Below are 16,059 nucleotides of genomic sequence, written 5' to 3' on the forward strand. Positions count from 1 at the left end.
GATGGATGGCGCCGCCGTGCCCGTCGCCGAAGACCTGCACCTCGATGTGGCGGACGCGGCGGAAGAAGCGCTCGATGTAGAGGTCCCCGCGCCCGAAGGCGGATTCCGCCTCGGCGGCGGCCTGCCGGAAGCGGTCGCGGAACTGCGACGGCTCGTCCACCACCCGCATGCCGCGCCCGCCGCCGCCGGCCGCGGCCTTCAGCAGCAGCGGGTAACCGATGCCGGCGGCCAGGGCCTCGGCCGCGGCGGCGTCGGTGCCGCCCAGCTCGGAGCCGGGCACCACCGGAATGCCGTGCCGAAGCGCCGCCTGGCGCGCCGCCACCTTGTCGCCCATCAGGGCGATGATCTCCGACGACGGGCCGACGAAGGTCAGCCCGTTCCCGGCGCACAGCGCCGGCATCTGCGGCTTTTCCGACAGGAAGCCGTAGCCGGGGTAGAGCGCGTCGCAGCCCGTGCGCTTGGCGACCTCCACCAGCGTTTCCGCCTTCAAATAGCTGTCGCGCGGCGGCGGCGGCCCGATGCGGACGGCGTGGTCGGCGGCCCATGTGTGGGCGGCCCCATCATCGGCGGTGGAATAGACGGCCACCGTCTCCAGCCCGAGCTTCCGGCAGGCCCGCACCGCGCGCAGCGCAATCTCGCCGCGGTTCGCGATCAGCACGCGCTTCACCCGTTCCCTCCCATTTCGGCTTTCCAGGGTCTATCGCCCCGGCCCGAAGGTTCGCGCGTCACGTTTCATATTGCAAGACGTTTTGTTCCGTATTTCAATACGACTGATCAACACGGGGGCGCCGCCCCCGGACAAGACACCAAGCGGAGGAAGGGCGGAGATGCCGTTGACGTTCGACGAAGTGAGCAGGATCGTGTCCATGCTCGACGGCAGTTCGTGCGACGAACTCGTGGTCGAGACGGGCGACACCAAGCTGGTGATCCGCCGCCGCGGCGCCGGGGCGGGTGCCGCGCCTGCCCCCACGGCTGCGGCGCCCATGGCCGCCGCCCCCGCGGCCGAGTCGCGCGCTGCCGCACCCGCGGCTAGGCCCGCCGCCGCCCCGCCGGCCGCCGCCGGTGCCCGGTCCGACGGTGTGGTGGAGGTCTGCGCCCCCATGGTCGGCACCTTCTACAGCACCCCGTCGCCCACCGAGCCGCCCTTCGTGGAGGTCGGCGGCCGGGTGGAGAAGGGCCAGCCGCTCTGCCTGATCGAGGTGATGAAGCTGTTCACCACCCTCTACGCCGAACAATCCGGCCGCGTCACCCGCGTGCTGCCGGCCAACGGCGAGCTGGTCCAGCACGGCCAGCCGCTGTTCCTGATCGAGCCGGCGTAGGGGCGTGGTCGCGGAGGGCCCCCCCTCCCGACCTCCCCCCGCTGGGCGGCAGTGGGGGAGGGTTGGGTGGGGGCCCAGCTCCGACGCGCGCGACCACCCCCCGCAAACCCGTTGCACCGCCGGGCCGCGATTTGCCATGGTCATGTCCATGCCCGACACCGTCCTCTCCCTCCGCCCCGCCGACGCCGAGCCGCCCGAGGGCACCGACAGCTCGCTGCCGACCCTCAAGGCCTTCACCGTGCTTCGCGCGATCAGCACCTCGACGCGGCCGGTCGGGGTCAGCGAGCTGGCGGTGCTGCTCGGGATGCCAAAGGCCACCGTGCACCGCATCGTCCGCATGCTGGAGCGCGAGGGGCTGCTGGAACGTCCGGAGGGCGGGCGGCGCTACGCGTCGGGCGGGCGGCTGCTCGGCTTCGCCTTCGACATCGTGGCATCCTCCGTCCGCAACGCGCCGCGCCACGCCATCCTGGAGGCGGTGTCGCGCCGGGTGGGGGAGACCTGCAACCTCGGCATCATGGCGCAGGGCTGCGTCCTCTACATCGACCGCGTGGAAGCCGCCTGGCCCTTCGGCCTGCGCTTCGAGATCGGCTCGCGCGTGCCGCTCCACTGCACCGCCATCGGCAAGCTGTTCCTCGGCAGCCTGCCGCCGGCGCGGCTGGAGGCGGTGCTGGAGGCGACCCCGCTCGACCGCTACACCGACAACACCATCACCGACCCCGACCGCCTTCGGGCCGAGCTGGACCGCATCCGCGAGGACGGGGTGTCGGTGGACAACCAGGAATTCCTGGCCGGCGTCGTCTGCGTGGCGGTGCCGGTGACGGGCTCGGACGGCACGATGGCCGCCGGTCTCGCCGTTTCCGCCCCCAACGCGCGCCTCAGCCTGAAGCAGGCCCTGCAGCACGCCCCGGCGCTCCGCGAGGCCGCCGCCCATCTGAGCGCGATGATGCGGGCGGAGGGGGAGTGACCCTCTCCCCCCGGGGAGAGGGCTTATCTCCGTCCGTCAGCCCTCCTCCATCTCCTCGTGGATCATGTCGCGGAGCTGCTTCTTCAGCGCGCGGTAGACGGGGTGGTCCTCGTCGCGCGGGCGGGGCAGGTCCACCGGGATCTGCGCCTTCAGCCGGCCGGGGCGGCTGCTCAGCACGATGATGCGGTCGGACAGCTTGATCGCCTCGTCGATGCTGTGGGTGACCAGCATCACCGTCTTCGGCTCGTGCCGCCAGATGCGCACCAGCTCGTCCTGCATGAAGGAGCGGGTCTGGCTGTCGAGTGCCGCGAAGGGCTCGTCCATCAGCAGCACGCGCGGGCACACCACCAGCGCGCGTGCCAGCGCCACACGCTGGCGCATGCCGCCGGAAAGCTGGTGCGGGTAGTGCTTCTCGAAGCCGGCGAGACCGACCAGCGTGATCAGCTCGTCGGCTTGCCGGCGCGCCTCGTCCTTGGGCTCGCGCTTCATGCGCGGGCCGTACATGACGTTGTCGCGCACCGTCAGCCAGGGGAACAGCGCGTAGTCCTGGAACATCATCGAGCGCTCCCACCCCGGCGGGCCGACGGGGGTGCCGTCCACCGCGATGGTGCCCTCGGTCGCCCGCTCGAAGCCGGCGACCATGTTGAGCAGCGTGGTCTTGCCGCAGCCGGAATGGCCGAGGATGGTGCAGAACTCGTGGTTGGCGATCTCGAAGCTCAGGTTGCTGAGCGCGGTCACCGCCCCCGGCGCGCCGGGCACGCCGTAGACCTTGGTGACCCCGGATACGGACAGGCTTCCCATCGCGTCCTTCCCCCTACTTGGCGAGCGCCGGCGACCAGGGCAGCAGGCGCTTGCCCAGCCAGCGGATGCCCAGGTCGATGAGCAGGCCCATGACGCCGATGGTCAGCATGCCCACGACGATGATGTCGGTGCGCAGGATGCTGCGCGCGTCGTTGATCATGAAGCCGAGCCCGGTGGTGGCGCCGACCAGCTCCGCCGCCACCAGCGCCATCCAGCCGACGCCCAGCCCGATGCGGATGCCGGTGATGATCTGCGGCAGCGCCGCCTTGAACACCACGGTGCGCAGCACGTCCCATTCGCTGGCCCCCAGCGTGCGGCTGGCGCGGATCAGGTTGGCGTCGACCGTGCGCACCGCCGTCACCGTGTTGACCAGGATCGGGAAGAAGATGCCGAGCAGGATGATGAACTGGTTCTGCATGTCGCTCAGCCCGAACCACAGGATGCTGAGCGGAATCCAGGCGAGCGGCGGGATCGGGCGCAGGATCTCGATGACCGGGTTGACCTGGACATAGACCGGCCGCCACCAGCCCATGGCGATGCCGAGCGGAATGGCGGCCAGCGAGAGGACGAACGCCGACAGCTCGCGCTTCAGACTGGCGAACAGGTGCATGAACAGGTCGCCGTTGGCGACCAGCTCCGCCGTCGCGGCGATGATCGACGTGGGCGCCGGCATCAGGACCGCCAGATAGGGGTCCTTGGCCGGCAGCCACACCGTGCTGGTGAACTGCCACAGCGCGATCAGCACCACCAGCAGCGCGTAGCGGGACAGATGGCGCCCGGCGGAACCGGCGTGCCGGCGCCACGCGGGGGACGGCGGCGGGGCGGTCTGCACCGCCGGCGGCACCGGCTGGCCGGCGGGCCGCGGAACCTCCGCGGCGACGCCCTCCATCCGGGGGCCGGTCGTGGTGGTGCGGAGCGGGTGGGGCATCTCGTGGCCTCGTCTCGTGGGGGCGGGGCTGGCCGTGGGGCAATCGCGCATGCGGGGCTTCCCCTATCCGGGTTCCCCGTCACCCGCACCCGCGCGGGGACGACGGGGACGGGGTGCAAGGCCGCCGGGTCAAGGTTGGCGGGTCAGGGCCGGCAGATCAGGGCTGGTAGGTCTTGCCGCCGAAGCTCCACGCCTTCATCAGGTCGCCCTTCTCGGGCCAGGGCTGCGGCGTCTTCAGGGAGTCGGCGTTGGGGTAGGCCGGGTAGGGCGGGTTGCCGACCTTGCCTTCCCAGCCCCGGGGCAGGAAGGGCGGCTGCGTCGGCACGGTCCAGCCCAGCACCGCCAGCGTGTGGTCCATGAAACGGGTCTCGAAGGCGGCGGCGTAGTCGGCCGCCGACAGCGACTTCTGCATGCGGCCGCGCTCCTTCAGCCAGCGTGCGATGCGGGCGTTCTCGGTGCCCCAGAAGCCGGCGAAGGGATAGGCGGCGGTCGGCTTGTACAGGTTGTTGTAGAGCCGCACCTGGTCCAGAAGCAGATCCTTGTTGTAGCTGCGCAGCAGCGGCTCGGCGGCCAGCAGGTCGGCGGTCTTCTCCGGGTTCAGCCGGATCCACAGGGTCGCCTCCATGAAGGCGTCGCTGATCGCCTGCACCACGTCGGGCACGTTGTCGATCAGCTCCTGCCGCACGTAGAAGGAGCCCTGGTAGAAATTGTAGGGGAAGATGCGGTCGATCACCCGCCCGGACTTGCGCTCCGCCGCGACGATGCTGACCGACGGCTCCCACGGCACCACGGCGGCGACGCCGCCCGGCAGCAGCAACTGCTCGGCGATCGGCATGTTCTTCAGGATCACGTCCTTGCCGATGGTGAGCCCGGTGATCTCGGCCGCCTGGGTGAAGTAGAACTCGGCCGACGAGCCCGTCACGATGCCGATGGTGGCCGGCGGGTTGGAGCCCTTCAGGTCGGCCAGCTTGGTCAGCTTGCTGTCCTTGGGCACCAGCACGGAGTGTTCGAGGTTCGGGGCGACGATGGCGATCGCCTTCACCGGGACGCCGCGGTCGAGCAGCGAGGTGAAGGGGAAGTTGCCGCCGTTGCCGACCTGGGCGCGGCCGGACGCGATCGCCTCGTTGACGTCGGGGCCGGCCCCGAAGCCCTTGAAGCCGCTCTCGATGCCGCGCTTGGTGAGCAGCCCCTGCTTGTCCATCACGACGTTGACGGCGTTCTGGCCGCTGAAGGGACCCTGCCACGCCACACCGAGCGGCCACCAGCCCTTGTCCTTCAGCCAGGCGACCGAAGTGTCGGACACTTTCTGGTAGGGCTGCGGCCAGCCCCAGTCGGTGAAGCCGGTCTGCGCCCGCGATGCCGCCGAGGCCAGCATCACCGTCGCCGCCATGGCGGCGGCGCAGAGCGTGGTTCGCAATCGGAGTGTGGTCATGAGCGTCCCCTCCCGTGGGTGAAGGTCCGGCACGGCGCACCACCGCAGCGGTGGGGCACCGGTCCGCTCCCGATGATCCGTTGGCGGATGTTCTGTTATCGGATTTTCGTCTTCCTGAACAAAATGTATCGATTTATGATCCGATCCGTCAAGCCCCCGACGGTTCGAAACCAAAGCAATCAACCCACCAAAGCAATCAACGGAGTCCGCCCATGCCCCCGCCACCCCCGGCCGATCCCCTGTTCCCGACCGATCCCCTGTTCGACGTGTCCGGCCTGTCGGTCCTGGTGGCCGGCGGTGCCGGCGGGCTGGGGGCGGTGCTCGCCCGTGCCTTCGCCGAGCGGGGTGCCCGCGTGCTCGCCGCCGATCTGGCGCGCGCCGTCGCGGCGGCGGAGGCGGCCGGCACCCCGGCGGTCGCGCTGGACGTCACGGACGAGGCGTCCTGCGCCGCGGCGATGGACGAGGCGGTGCGGCGGCACGGCCGGCTCGACGTGCTGATCAACGCCAGCGGCGTCTACCGCACCGGCCCGGCGCTGGAGTTCGCCCGCGCCGACTGGGACGCGGAGATCGCGGTGAACCTGACCGGCGCCTTCCTGCTGGCCCGCGCCGCCGGGCGCGTGCTGACCGAGCAGGGCTCGGGTGCGGTGATCACGTTGGCCTCGGTGTCGAGCGCGGTCGCCAACCCGGCCTACGCCGCCTACGCCGCCAGCAAGGCGGGGGTAGCGCACCTCACCCGCGTGCTGGCGCAGGAGTGGGCGCCACGCGGCGTGCGGGTCAACGCCATCGGCCCGGCGATGACGGAGACGGCGATGACCCGCGGCGTCTTCGACGACCCCGGCCACCGCACCCGCGCGCTCGCCCGCATCCCCATGGGCCGCTTCGGCCGGCCGGAGGATCTGGTGGGGGCCGCGGTCTTCCTGGCCTCCCCCGCCGGGGCCTTCGTCACCGGACAGACGCTGTTCGTGGACGGCGGACGCACGGTATCCTGAGCCCTGCCATGGAGCTTTCCCTTTCCGTCCAAGCCGCCATCGCGGTGGTCGTCATCCTTCTCGCCGGGCTGGTGCGGGGCATCACCGGGTTCGGCGGGGCGATGGTGATGGCGCCGTCGCTCAGCCTCGTCATCCACCCCGTGACCGCGGTGGTGATCGCGCTGGCGCTGGAATCGGCGGCGGCCGTCACCATGCTGCCGCAGGCGTTGCGCCGCGTGAAATGGGGGGTGATCCTGCCGATCGGGCTGATGGCGGTGCTGACCATCCCCGTCGGCGGCTGGCTGCTGGGCACCATCGACCGCGATATCGCGCGCCGCGTCATCGCCGGCATGGTGGTGCTGTTCGCCGGGCTGATGGCGCTGGGCTGGCGCTACCCGGGCCCGACGCGGCTGCCGGTGTCGCTGGCGCTGGGCGGTCTCAGCGGCGTGCTGATCGGGGCGACCAGCATGGGGGGGCCGCCGGTGATCCTCTATCTGCTGGCCGGCCCCGACCCCATCGACCAGACGCGCGCCAACCTGATCGTCTTCATCACCCTGCTGTCGGCGGTGGGGCTCGCCATCCTGGCGGCGCTGGGGGTGGCGTCCTGGACGGACGGGGCGTGGTGCGCCGCACTCGCCCCCCTCTATCTCGGCGCCACCATCGTGGGCGCGCGGCTCTACGGTTTCTTCGACGAACGCGCCTTCCGCCGCTTCACGCTGATCTTCATGATGGTGCTGTCGTCGGCGCTCTTGCTGATGTGAGCCAGCACGGCCATCGCGCAGGATCCGGGGCGCGTTGACCAGGGCGCTGCATGGCAGTAGGCTCCAACCGACTCGCGGAAGTGTCGAACGCGGGAGGCTGGATGCGCTCGAAGGTCGAAGTCCCAATGCGTTTCGTCGAGAAATGTGTGCGGCCCGCCGTCGTCTTCCTTTGGGTTGTCCTGTGTGCATCCGTCGGATTCGCCCAACCTGTGGCCGGCAAGCGGGTGGCGCTGGTAATCGGCAACGGCGGGTATGAGCGGGCGGCGGCTCTTGCCAACGCGCCAAAGGACGCGCGCGCCGTCGCCGCGGCGCTCCGGGAACTGGCGTTCGAGGTGGTCGAGGGTTACGACCTGCCGCTCGATCGGCTGGTCCGCAAGGTGCGGGACTTCGGAGTCGCGGCCGCGGACTCCGACCTCGCGCTGGTTTTCTACGCCGGCCACGGCGTGCAGGTGAACGGCGTCAACTTCCTTCTGCCTGTCGACGTCCGGCTGCAGGACGAGCGCGACCTGACGCGTGAAGCGGTGCCGGTCGAGGAGATCATGCGCGAGTTGCGCACCACCCGTGGCACCCGCGTGGTGATCCTGGACGCCTGCCGCGACAACCCCTTCGTCGCCCGCATGGCGCGCTCCGGCGCCACCCGCTCGGCCGCGGTCACCCGCGGCATGGCGCGCATGCCGACCGAAGGCGGCAGCGTCGTCGCCTACGCCACCCGGGAGGACGCGGTGGCCGAGGACGGCACGGGGGAGCACAGCCCCTACACCCACGCTCTCCTGAAGCACATGGCCACACCGGGGCTCGAGCTGCGCCTGATGTTTGGGCGGGTGGCGACGACTGTGAAGGAGGCGACCGGCAACCGGCAGGAACCCTTCATCTACGACGGTCTCGGCGGCACCGAGATCTACCTCAAGGCGGCGCCGCCTCCGCCGCCCGCCCCAGGCGGCGCCGACGCCTACGAGCTGGCCTTCTGGAACTCCATCAAGGACAGCACCAACCCGGCCGATTACAAGGCCTATCTGGAAACCTACCCCGGTGGGCGCTTCGCGGCGCTGGCGCGGGTGCGGGCGGTTCCGCCGCCGCCGACAACGCCCCCTGCCACCGCGCAGCCGGCGACCTTGCCGGTGGCGCCGCCACGGCCGTCGGCCCCGAAGCCGGCATCCGCCGATCCGCCGACGCCCGCGCGGCCGGCTGCCACGGAGATGGTCGACTGTCTGCTGCCCGACACCTCGACGGTCGTGTTGCAACGGTCGGCCTGCCGGGCGCGCTCGGGCCTGATCATGAACGTCCGACGCTGAAGACCCGCCCTTCCCCCGCAGCCGCTCCCGCACCAAAGGTTCCGCACATGTCGGTTCGAGCCAGCGCTTTCCTGTTCGTCCTCATCGCCGCGGCGCTTGGCGGATGCCAGACGCGCGGTTCCGCCCAGCCCGTCGTGGGAGGCTCGTCGGAGGTCTCGACCCGGAACGTCCTCGATGGCGTGCGGCCGAACAACAAACGGACGACCTACACCTATCGTCCCTTCGCGGACCAGACCTATCGCCTGACCACGGTCAACGACCGCAAGGTGACCGATCTCGTCCTCACGATCAATGCGACGGCCGCCGCCGGTCGCATCGTGATCACCGTCATCGAGCCCAAGGACAAGCTGCGCGTGCTGATGGAGCCGAATGGCCAGATCATCGATTTCGTCTCCGCCGGCTCCTCGCGCGACAGCAAAGGACGGGACAGCGAGGATGCGCTGCGCATGCTGATTCCCGAGTTCGTGGCCGGCGGCGTGGCAAGCGGTGATCCGATCACCCGCGCGGAACTCCGTTCGTCCACGGCTGCCTATCCCGTTCTCGGCATCCTGCGCGGCGACAAGGAGATCAACGGGACAGTCTACGGTCTTGTCACCTTCCACGTCGTCAACCCGAAGACGAACGAGCTCGCCGTGGATCTCGGCTATTCGCTGATCGATGCCGACACCCATTTCCCGGCTTACACGGAATACAAGTTCGACAAGGTTTTGATCGTCTTCACACGGAATTGACCGACCCCGCCCGCGCCGCCGCGCGCGCCATCTGGGCGGTGAACATGGATTGGCCGTAGAGCCAGCGCACGACGCCGGCAGACACCGCGACCCCGGTCATCACCCCCGGCACCATGCCGCCGTCGCCGGTCAGCTCGAACGCCATCAGGATGGTGGAGATCGGCGCCCCCAGCACGGGGGCCGCCACCGCCGCCATGCCGACCAGCGCGTAGATCCCGGCGGTGGACGCCAGCGGCCCCACCAGCGGACCGGCCACCGCGGCGAAGGCGCCGCCCGCGGTGGCGCCGAGGACCAGCGACGGGCTGAACACCCCACCGCCGAAGCCGGCACCGAAGCTGACCGCGACAGCCGCCAGCTTCGCCGCCACCAGCAGCAGCAGCACGGCCGCGGGGGTGGCGCCCAGGAGCGCGTCGTGGGTGGCCTCGTACCCCACGCCCAGCACCTGCGGCACGGCCAGCGCCAGCGCGCCGATCGCCAAGCCGCCCGGCACCGGGTTCAGCCATTGCGGCCAGCCCCAGCGCCGCGCCGCCGCGGCGAAGCCGTCCTCGCACAGGAAGGCGCCGCGCATGAAGGCCAGGGCCACCAGCGCCGCCACCACGCCCAGCGCCGCGAAGGCCGGCAGCTCCGCCATCGGCCCGACCGCGTGCACCGGCACCGGAAAGACCGGATCGCCCCCGAAGCTCAGCCGCGCCACCGCCGTGCCGGTCAGCGCCGCCATCAGAACGGGGGCCAGCGCGGAGAAGCGCAGGCTGCCGACCACCACCTCCAGCGCGAAGACGGTGCCCGCCATCGGCGCGTTGAAGGAGGCGGCGACCGCCGAGGCGACGCCGCAGGCCAGCAGCATCCGCGCCATCGGCGGCGGCAGCCGCAGCCGGCGCGCCGTCCAGCCCGACAGCGTCGCCCCCAGATGCACCACCGGCCCCTCCCGCCCCAGCGAGGCGCCGGCCCCCAGCGACAGCGCCGCCGCCAGAGCCGTGGCACAGCCGGGCAGCAGCCGCAGCCGGCCGCCGCCGTACAGTGTGGCCTCCAGCACCTGCGGCACGCCGGGCGGGCGGTGCCCGCCGATGACGAAGCGCACGAGCAGCGCCACCAGCAGCCCGCCCAGCGCCGGCGTCAGCACCACCTGCCAGGGCGGCATGGCCGCCACCACGGCGGCGAACCGGTCCTCCCCGCTGCCCCAGGCCAGTCTCTGCACCGCGGCGATCAGCATGCGGAAGCCGATGGCCGCCAGCCCGGTCAGCGCGCCGACTCCGACACCCAGCAGCGCCACCAGCAGGTCGTCGCTGCGCAGCCAGCGGCGCAGCCGCGGCAACAGGCGGCGGGCACGGCGGTCGAGGGACTGGAGCGGCACGAGGAGGAAAGCGGCGGGCATGGCGGAACTGTGGCACAGCCGCACCCGCCCGGTCCAACCGGAACCCTCAGCCGCCCAGCCGCGACAGGGCGAAGGCCGCCAGGAAGCCGGCGACGGTGAGCAGGCCGGCGTATTCGTGCGCGGTTTCGAAGGCCTCCGGGATCATGGTGTCGGCGATCATGGCGAGGATGGCGCCGGCCGCCACCGCCTGGGTCGCCGCGATCACCGGGTCGGACAAGCCGCTGAACAGCGTGTAGCCGGCCAACGAGGCAAGCCCCGACACCGCCGCGATGGCGCCCCACACGCCGAACACGTAACCCGCCGAACGCCCGGCGTTGCGCATGCCGGACGCGCTCGACAGCCCCTCCGGCACGTTGGACAGGAAGACCGCGACCACGGCCACCGTGCTGACCGCCCCGCCGCCGATCAGGCTGACGCCGATGACGATCGATTCCGGGATGCCGTCGAGCAGCGCCCCCACCGCGATGGCCAGCCCGCCGCCGCCCTCCTCCGACTGCTGACCGCCCGACCGCTTGCGGTGCCTGGCACCGCGCCGGGAGATGGCGATGTTGGCGGCGGTGTAGACGGCGGCGCCACCCAGGAAGCCGGCGGCGGTGGGTGCGAAGCCGCCGCGTCCGGCCGCCTCCTCCATCAGCCCGAAGGACAGGGCGGAGATCAGCACGCCGCTGCCGAAGGCCATGACGGCGGCGATGGCGCGCGGCGGGATGCGCGTGAACCACGCGACCGCGGCGCCGACCAGCAGGGCCGAGCCGCTGAGCAGGCCCCACAGGCCGGCCTGGATGGTCAGGGACATGGGGCAGCCTCCTCCCGTCTTTCCCGCGTGGCAACCCGCCGGCGGCCGGGGTGTTCCCGCAGGAACACCGCCCGATGCCCCACCGTTGGCAGGGCACCGCCACCGGGAGACCGCGCGTGACCGCCATCCACATCGCCTCCCTGCTGTTCGTGATCATCTCCCTGCTCGGCGTCATCAACGAACGCTGGTTCCGCCTGCCGCATTCGGTGGGGCTGGCGGCGATGGCGCTGGTGCTGTCGCTGGGCATCCTCGGCTTCGACGCGCTGTTTCCGGAATCGCACGCGGCGGGCGGGCTGCGGGCGCTGGTGCGCAGCGTGGATTTCGAGAAGACGCTGCTCGACGGGATGCTGTGCTTCCTGCTCTTCGCCGGGGCGCTCCAGGTCGACATCGCCGACCTGCGGGAGGAGCGCGGGCCGGTGCTGGTGCTGGCCTCGGTGGGGGTGGTGCTGTCCACCCTGCTGATCGGCACCGCCTTCCACCTGCTGACCGGCCTGCCGCTGGCCTACGCGATGGTGTTCGGCGCGCTGATCAGCCCGACCGACCCGGTGGCGGTGGTCAGCATCCTGCGCTCGGCCGGGGCACCGAAGCCGCTGGAGACCCGCATCGTCGGGGAAAGCCTGCTCAACGACGGCGTCGGCATCGCCGCCTTCCTCACCGCCAGCGCCTTCGCCGGTGCCGGCGGCGACCCCGGTGCCGCCGACATCGCGCTGCTCTTCCTGCGCGAGGTGGCGGGCGGCGTGGCGCTCGGTCTGGCGGCGGGCTGGGTCACCTACCGGCTGCTGGCCCGTGTGGACGAGCCGGCGCTGGAGATCATGATGACGCTGGCGCTGGTCACCGGCACCTACACCGCGGCCGACCTGCTGCACGTCAGCGGGCCGCTGGCGGTGGTGTCGGCCGGGCTGCTGATCGGCAACCGCGGCATGCGCTTCGCCATGAGCGCGCGCACGCGCCGCGACGCCACCACCTTCTGGAACCTGCTGGACGAGATGCTGAATGCCGTGCTGTTCCTGCTGATCGGGTTCGAGGTGCTGGTGCTGTCGCTCGATCCGGCCCATCGGCTGGCGCTGGCCGCCGTCCCGCTGGTGCTGGCGGCGCGCTGGGCCAGCATGGCTCTGCCGGCGGCGGTCGCCTCGCCCTGGCGCGGCTTCGACAACCGGGCGCTCGCCGTGCTGACCTGGGGCGGGCTGCGCGGCGGCATCTCTGTGGCGCTGGCGCTGTCGCTGCCGGTGGGCGAGCCGCGCACGACGATCCTCACCGCCACCTACGCGGTGGTGATCTTCTCCATCATCGTCCAGGGGCTGACCATCCGCCCGCTGCTGGGGGTGCTGGGCTACGCGGGGCGGGGTTGAGGTGGCGGGAACGCCGGCCCCCTGTACAGCCCCCGCGGCCATCCACTAGCATGCCCGGAAACGGTCCGGCCGCCGCCGGCAGGGGAGGGAAACGGAGTGAGCGCAATCCTCAAGGGCCTGCGCGTGGTCGAGCTGTCGGCCTTCGTGGCGGCACCGCTGGGCGGACTGGCGCTGGCGCAGCTCGGTGCCGACGTGGTGCAGGTCAGTCCGATCGCCGGCCGCATCGATTACGACCGCTGGCCGGTCACCGACGGGGGCACCAGCCTCTATTGGGCCGGCCTCAACAAGGGCAAGCGCTCCGTCCGGCTGGCGCTCGACCGGCCGGAGGGGCAGGAGATCGCCGCGGCGCTGGTCGCCGCGCCGGGGGAGGGCGGAGGCATCGCGCTCACCAACCTGCCCACCCGCGGCTGGATGGCGTTTGAGACGCTGCGGGCCCGCCGGGCCGACACCATCCTGTTGAAGCTGCAGGGCAATTTCGACGGCAGCACGGCGGTCGATTACACGGTTAATAGCGCCAGCGGCTTTCCCCTGGTGACCGGCGATGGCAGCCGCCCCGTCAACCATGTGCTGCCGGCCTGGGATGTCGCCGCCGGCCTCTACCTCGCCACCGGGCTGCTGGCGGCGGAGCGCCACCGCCGTCTGACCGGGGAGGGGCAGGAGGTGGCACTGGCGCTGTCCGACGTGATGCTCGCCACCGTCGGCAATCTGGGCTTCCTGGCCGAGGCGCAGCTGACCGGGCGCCAGCGCCCGGCGCTCGGCAACGACCTCTACGGCGCCTTCGGGCGCGATTTCGCCACGCGCGACGGGCGGCGGGTGATGGTCGCCGCCATCTCCGACCGCCAGTGGGCCGTGCTCTGCCGTGCCACCGGCCTTGCCGACCGCATGGTGCATGTGGAGCGGGCGATGGGGGTGGATATCGGCGACGAGGCCGGGCGCTACCACGCCCGCGACGCCATCGCCGCCGTCTTCGCCCCGTGGTTCGCCGCCCGCTCGCTGCCCGAGGTCGCCGAGGCCTTCCAGGGCACCGGCGTGCTGTGGGGGCCGTATCAGGATTTCGCCCAGCTGGTGGCGGAGGACCCGCGCTGCTCCACCGCCAACCCGATGTTCCGGGAGATCGACCAGCCCGGCGCCGGCCGCCATCTCGCCCCGCATTCGCCGCTCGCCTTCGGGGCATCGCCGCGCGGCGACGTGGTTCCCGCCCCGGCACTGGGCCAGCACACGGAGGAGGTGCTGGCCGATCTGCTGGGCCTGCCCTCGTCCAAGATCGGCCGCCTGTTCGACGCCGGCATCGCCGCCGGCGTGGACGCGTGACCGCGACACCCGTGGAGGACCTTCCATGACCACCGACGCCGACGAGTTTCCGGAGATCCGCGAGTCCGTGCGGCGGCTCTGCGCGCGCTTTCCCGGCGAGTACTGGCGGGCGCTCGACCGCGACCGCGCCTACCCGACGGAATTCGTGGCCGCCCTGACCGAAAGCGGCTTCCTCTCCGTCCTGATCCCGGAGGAATACGGCGGCTCCGGCCTGGGGCTGGGGGCGGCCACCGCGATCCTGGAGGAGATCCACCGTTCCGGCTGCAACGGCGGCGCCTGCCACGCCCAGATGTACACCATGGGCACCATCCTGCGGCACGGCAGCCCGGCGCAGAAGCAGGCCTGTCTGCCCGGCATCGCCGAGGGCACGCTGCGGCTCCAGGCCTTCGGGGTGACCGAGCCCACCAGCGGCACCGACACCACCCGCATCCGCACCTTCGCACGGCGCGAGGGGGACCGCTACGTCGTCAACGGCCAGAAGGTGTGGATCAGCCGGGCCGAGCATTCCGACCTGATGCTGCTGCTCTGCCGCACCACGGCGCGGGAGGACGCGGCGCGGCCCACCGACGGGATGAGCGTGCTGCTGGTCGATATGCGCCGAGCGGTCGGCAACGGGCTCACCATCCGGCCGATCCGCACCATGATCAACCACGCCACCACCGAGCTGTTCTTCGACAATCTGGAGGTCCCGGCGGAGAATCTGGTCGGGGAGGAGGGCAAGGGCTTCCGCTACATCCTCGACGGCATGAACGCCGAGCGCATCCTGATCGCGTCGGAATGCATCGGCGACGCCCGCTTCTTCATCGACCGCGCCTCGGCCTACGCCAAGGAGCGCGAGGTGTTCGGCCGCCCCATCGGCGCCAACCAGGGCATCCAGTTCCCCATCGCCCGGAACCACGTGGAAACGGAAGCGGCGAACCTGATGGTGCGCAAGGCGGCGGCGCTGTTCGACAGCGGCCAGCCCTGCGGCACCGAGGCGAACATGGCGAAGCTGCTGGCGTCGGAGGCGTCCTGGCACGCCGCCGACACCTGCCTGCAGACCCATGGCGGCTTCGGCTTCGCCGAGGAGTACGACATCGAGCGCAAGTTCCGCGAGACCCGCCTCTATCAGGTCGCCCCGATCTCCACCAACCTCATCCTCTCCCACGTCGGCACCCACGTGCTGGGCCTGCCGAAATCCTTCTGAGCCGGAGTCCCGCCATGAACCTCGACCATCTGAAGGACTGGATCGGCCGCAGCGAGGAGATGGCGGACAGCGCCACCGCCGCACCGCTGGCCGGCCTCGCCGCCACTCTCGACCACATCGACCCGCCCTGGCCGGCGGGGGAGCTGCCGCCGCTCGGCCACTGGCTCTATTTCCTGCCTAAGGCGCCGCAGCGCGAGATCGCCGAGGACGGGCACCCGCAGCGCGGCGGCTTCCTGCCGCCGGTGCCGCTGCCGCGTCGCATGTGGGCGGGCGGGCAATTGGAGTTCCTGGCCCCGGTCCGCACCGGCGACGCGCTGCACCGCCGCTCCACCATCGCCGACGTGCAGCCCAAATCCGGCCGCTCCGGCGACATGGTGTTCGTCAAGGTGCTGCACGAGATCAGCGCGGGCGGCAGCCTGGCGGTGCGCGAGGTGCACGACATCGTCTACCGCGAGGCGCCCCGCCCCGGCGAGGCGCCGCCACCGTCGGAGCCGGCGCCCGACGCGGTGTGGCGTCGCCCGCTGACGCCCGACCCGGTGCTGCTCTTCCGATTCTCCGCGCTGACCTTCAACGGCCACCGCATCCATTACGACCGCAAGTACTGCGAAGAGGTGGAGGGCTATCCCGGCCTGATCGTGCACGGACCGCTGACCGCCACGCTGCTGGTCGACCTGTTCCTGCGCGAGAATCCCGGCGCCCGCGTCACCGCCTTCCGCTTCCGCGCCCGCCGCCCGCTGTTCGACATCCACCCGCTGACCTTGTGTGGCGCCCCCGCACCGGGCGGCGCGTCGCTCTGGGCGCTCGACCATGAGGGGAAGGTGGCGATGACCGCTGAGCTGGACGCCGCCTGAA

The 16,059-nt window shown here is 71.6% G+C and carries 16 protein-coding genes; 10 read left to right on the forward strand and 6 right to left on the reverse strand.

The annotated features are described in order from the left end of the window. Positions 1-667 (reverse strand): biotin carboxylase N-terminal domain-containing protein (locus tag HL658_RS31630; RefSeq protein ID WP_343055398.1); only part of this gene is annotated, 667 nt, incomplete at its 3' end. A gap of 166 nt (positions 668-833) precedes the next feature. On the opposite strand from HL658_RS31630, the gene accB reads away from it, so the two are divergent. Continuing rightward, entirely contained in the window at positions 834-1,319 is a 486-nt protein-coding gene (gene accB, locus HL658_RS31635; protein ID WP_211109907.1) for an acetyl-CoA carboxylase biotin carboxyl carrier protein, read from the forward strand. Positions 1,320-1,467: 148 nt separating this feature from the next. Beyond that, the gene (locus HL658_RS31640) at positions 1,468-2,283 is read left to right on the forward strand and encodes an IclR family transcriptional regulator (protein WP_180286034.1); all 816 of its coding nucleotides are present in this window, start codon (positions 1,468-1,470) and stop codon (positions 2,281-2,283) included. 36 nt (positions 2,284-2,319) lie between these two features. On the opposite strand, the gene HL658_RS31645 is transcribed toward HL658_RS31640, so the two are convergent. The 3 genes from HL658_RS31645 to HL658_RS31655 form a co-directional block, all read right to left on the reverse strand. Next, entirely contained in the window at positions 2,320-3,084 is a 765-nt protein-coding gene (locus tag HL658_RS31645; RefSeq protein WP_180286035.1) for an ABC transporter ATP-binding protein, read from the reverse strand. Between the two features lie 13 nt (positions 3,085-3,097). Further along, positions 3,098-4,012 (reverse strand): ABC transporter permease, encoded by a 915-nt coding sequence (locus tag HL658_RS31650; RefSeq protein WP_180286036.1) that lies wholly within the window; start codon positions 4,010-4,012, stop codon positions 3,098-3,100. Between the two features lie 157 nt (positions 4,013-4,169). After that, complete coding sequence (locus HL658_RS31655; RefSeq protein ID WP_180286037.1) at positions 4,170-5,444, reverse strand: ABC transporter substrate-binding protein; 1,275 nt, start codon at positions 5,442-5,444, stop codon at positions 4,170-4,172. 212 nt (positions 5,445-5,656) lie between these two features. On the opposite strand from HL658_RS31655, the gene HL658_RS31660 reads away from it, so the two are divergent. The 4 genes from HL658_RS31660 to HL658_RS31675 all read left to right on the forward strand — a co-directional run bounded on the left by HL658_RS31660 (position 5,657) and on the right by HL658_RS31675 (position 9,196). Then, entirely contained in the window at positions 5,657-6,433 is a 777-nt protein-coding gene (locus HL658_RS31660; protein ID WP_180286038.1) for an SDR family NAD(P)-dependent oxidoreductase, read from the forward strand. An 8-nt stretch (positions 6,434-6,441) separates the two neighbouring features. Beyond that, positions 6,442-7,173 carry a sulfite exporter TauE/SafE family protein gene (locus tag HL658_RS31665; protein WP_180286039.1) on the forward strand — a complete coding sequence of 244 codons (732 nt, stop codon included), beginning with the start codon at positions 6,442-6,444 and terminating at the stop codon, positions 7,171-7,173. 209 nt (positions 7,174-7,382) lie between these two features. Further along, positions 7,383-8,465, forward strand: coding sequence for a caspase family protein (locus HL658_RS31670; RefSeq protein WP_180286040.1), 1,083 nt, complete (start codon positions 7,383-7,385; stop codon positions 8,463-8,465). 47 nt (positions 8,466-8,512) lie between these two features. Continuing rightward, the gene (locus HL658_RS31675) at positions 8,513-9,196 is read left to right on the forward strand and encodes a hypothetical protein (RefSeq protein WP_180286041.1); all 684 of its coding nucleotides are present in this window, start codon (positions 8,513-8,515) and stop codon (positions 9,194-9,196) included. Here the strand turns inward: HL658_RS31675 and HL658_RS31680 are convergent. Together HL658_RS31680 and HL658_RS31685 are read right to left on the reverse strand one after the other, a co-directional pair. Then, the gene (locus HL658_RS31680) at positions 9,183-10,568 is read right to left on the reverse strand and encodes a chloride channel protein (RefSeq protein ID WP_180286042.1); all 1,386 of its coding nucleotides are present in this window, start codon (positions 10,566-10,568) and stop codon (positions 9,183-9,185) included. The two genes, HL658_RS31675 and HL658_RS31680, sit on opposite strands and share 14 nt — an antisense overlap. A gap of 46 nt (positions 10,569-10,614) precedes the next feature. After that, complete coding sequence (locus HL658_RS31685; RefSeq protein ID WP_180286043.1) at positions 10,615-11,361, reverse strand: ZIP family metal transporter; 747 nt, start codon at positions 11,359-11,361, stop codon at positions 10,615-10,617. Between the two features lie 116 nt (positions 11,362-11,477). Here HL658_RS31685 and HL658_RS31690 point away from each other — a divergent pair, with 116 nt between their 5' ends. From HL658_RS31690 to HL658_RS31705, 4 genes are all read left to right on the forward strand, one after another. After that, the gene (locus HL658_RS31690; protein ID WP_180286044.1) at positions 11,478-12,710 is read left to right on the forward strand and encodes a cation:proton antiporter domain-containing protein; all 1,233 of its coding nucleotides are present in this window, start codon (positions 11,478-11,480) and stop codon (positions 12,708-12,710) included. A gap of 96 nt (positions 12,711-12,806) precedes the next feature. After that, positions 12,807-14,021, forward strand: a complete 1,215-nt coding sequence (locus HL658_RS31695; RefSeq protein ID WP_180286045.1) for a CoA transferase — start codon at positions 12,807-12,809, stop codon at positions 14,019-14,021. A gap of 25 nt (positions 14,022-14,046) precedes the next feature. Next, complete coding sequence (locus HL658_RS31700) at positions 14,047-15,207, forward strand: acyl-CoA dehydrogenase family protein (protein ID WP_180286046.1); 1,161 nt, start codon at positions 14,047-14,049, stop codon at positions 15,205-15,207. A 14-nt stretch (positions 15,208-15,221) separates the two neighbouring features. Further along, on the forward strand, positions 15,222-16,058 hold the full coding sequence (locus HL658_RS31705; RefSeq protein ID WP_180286047.1) for an HTD2 family dehydratase: 837 nt from the start codon (positions 15,222-15,224) through the stop codon (positions 16,056-16,058). Position 16,059 lies beyond the last annotated feature (1 nt).

Origin of the sequence: Azospirillum oleiclasticum (assembly GCF_013423485.1) — a bacterium.
Classification (GTDB): domain Bacteria; phylum Pseudomonadota; class Alphaproteobacteria; order Azospirillales; family Azospirillaceae; genus Azospirillum; species Azospirillum oleiclasticum.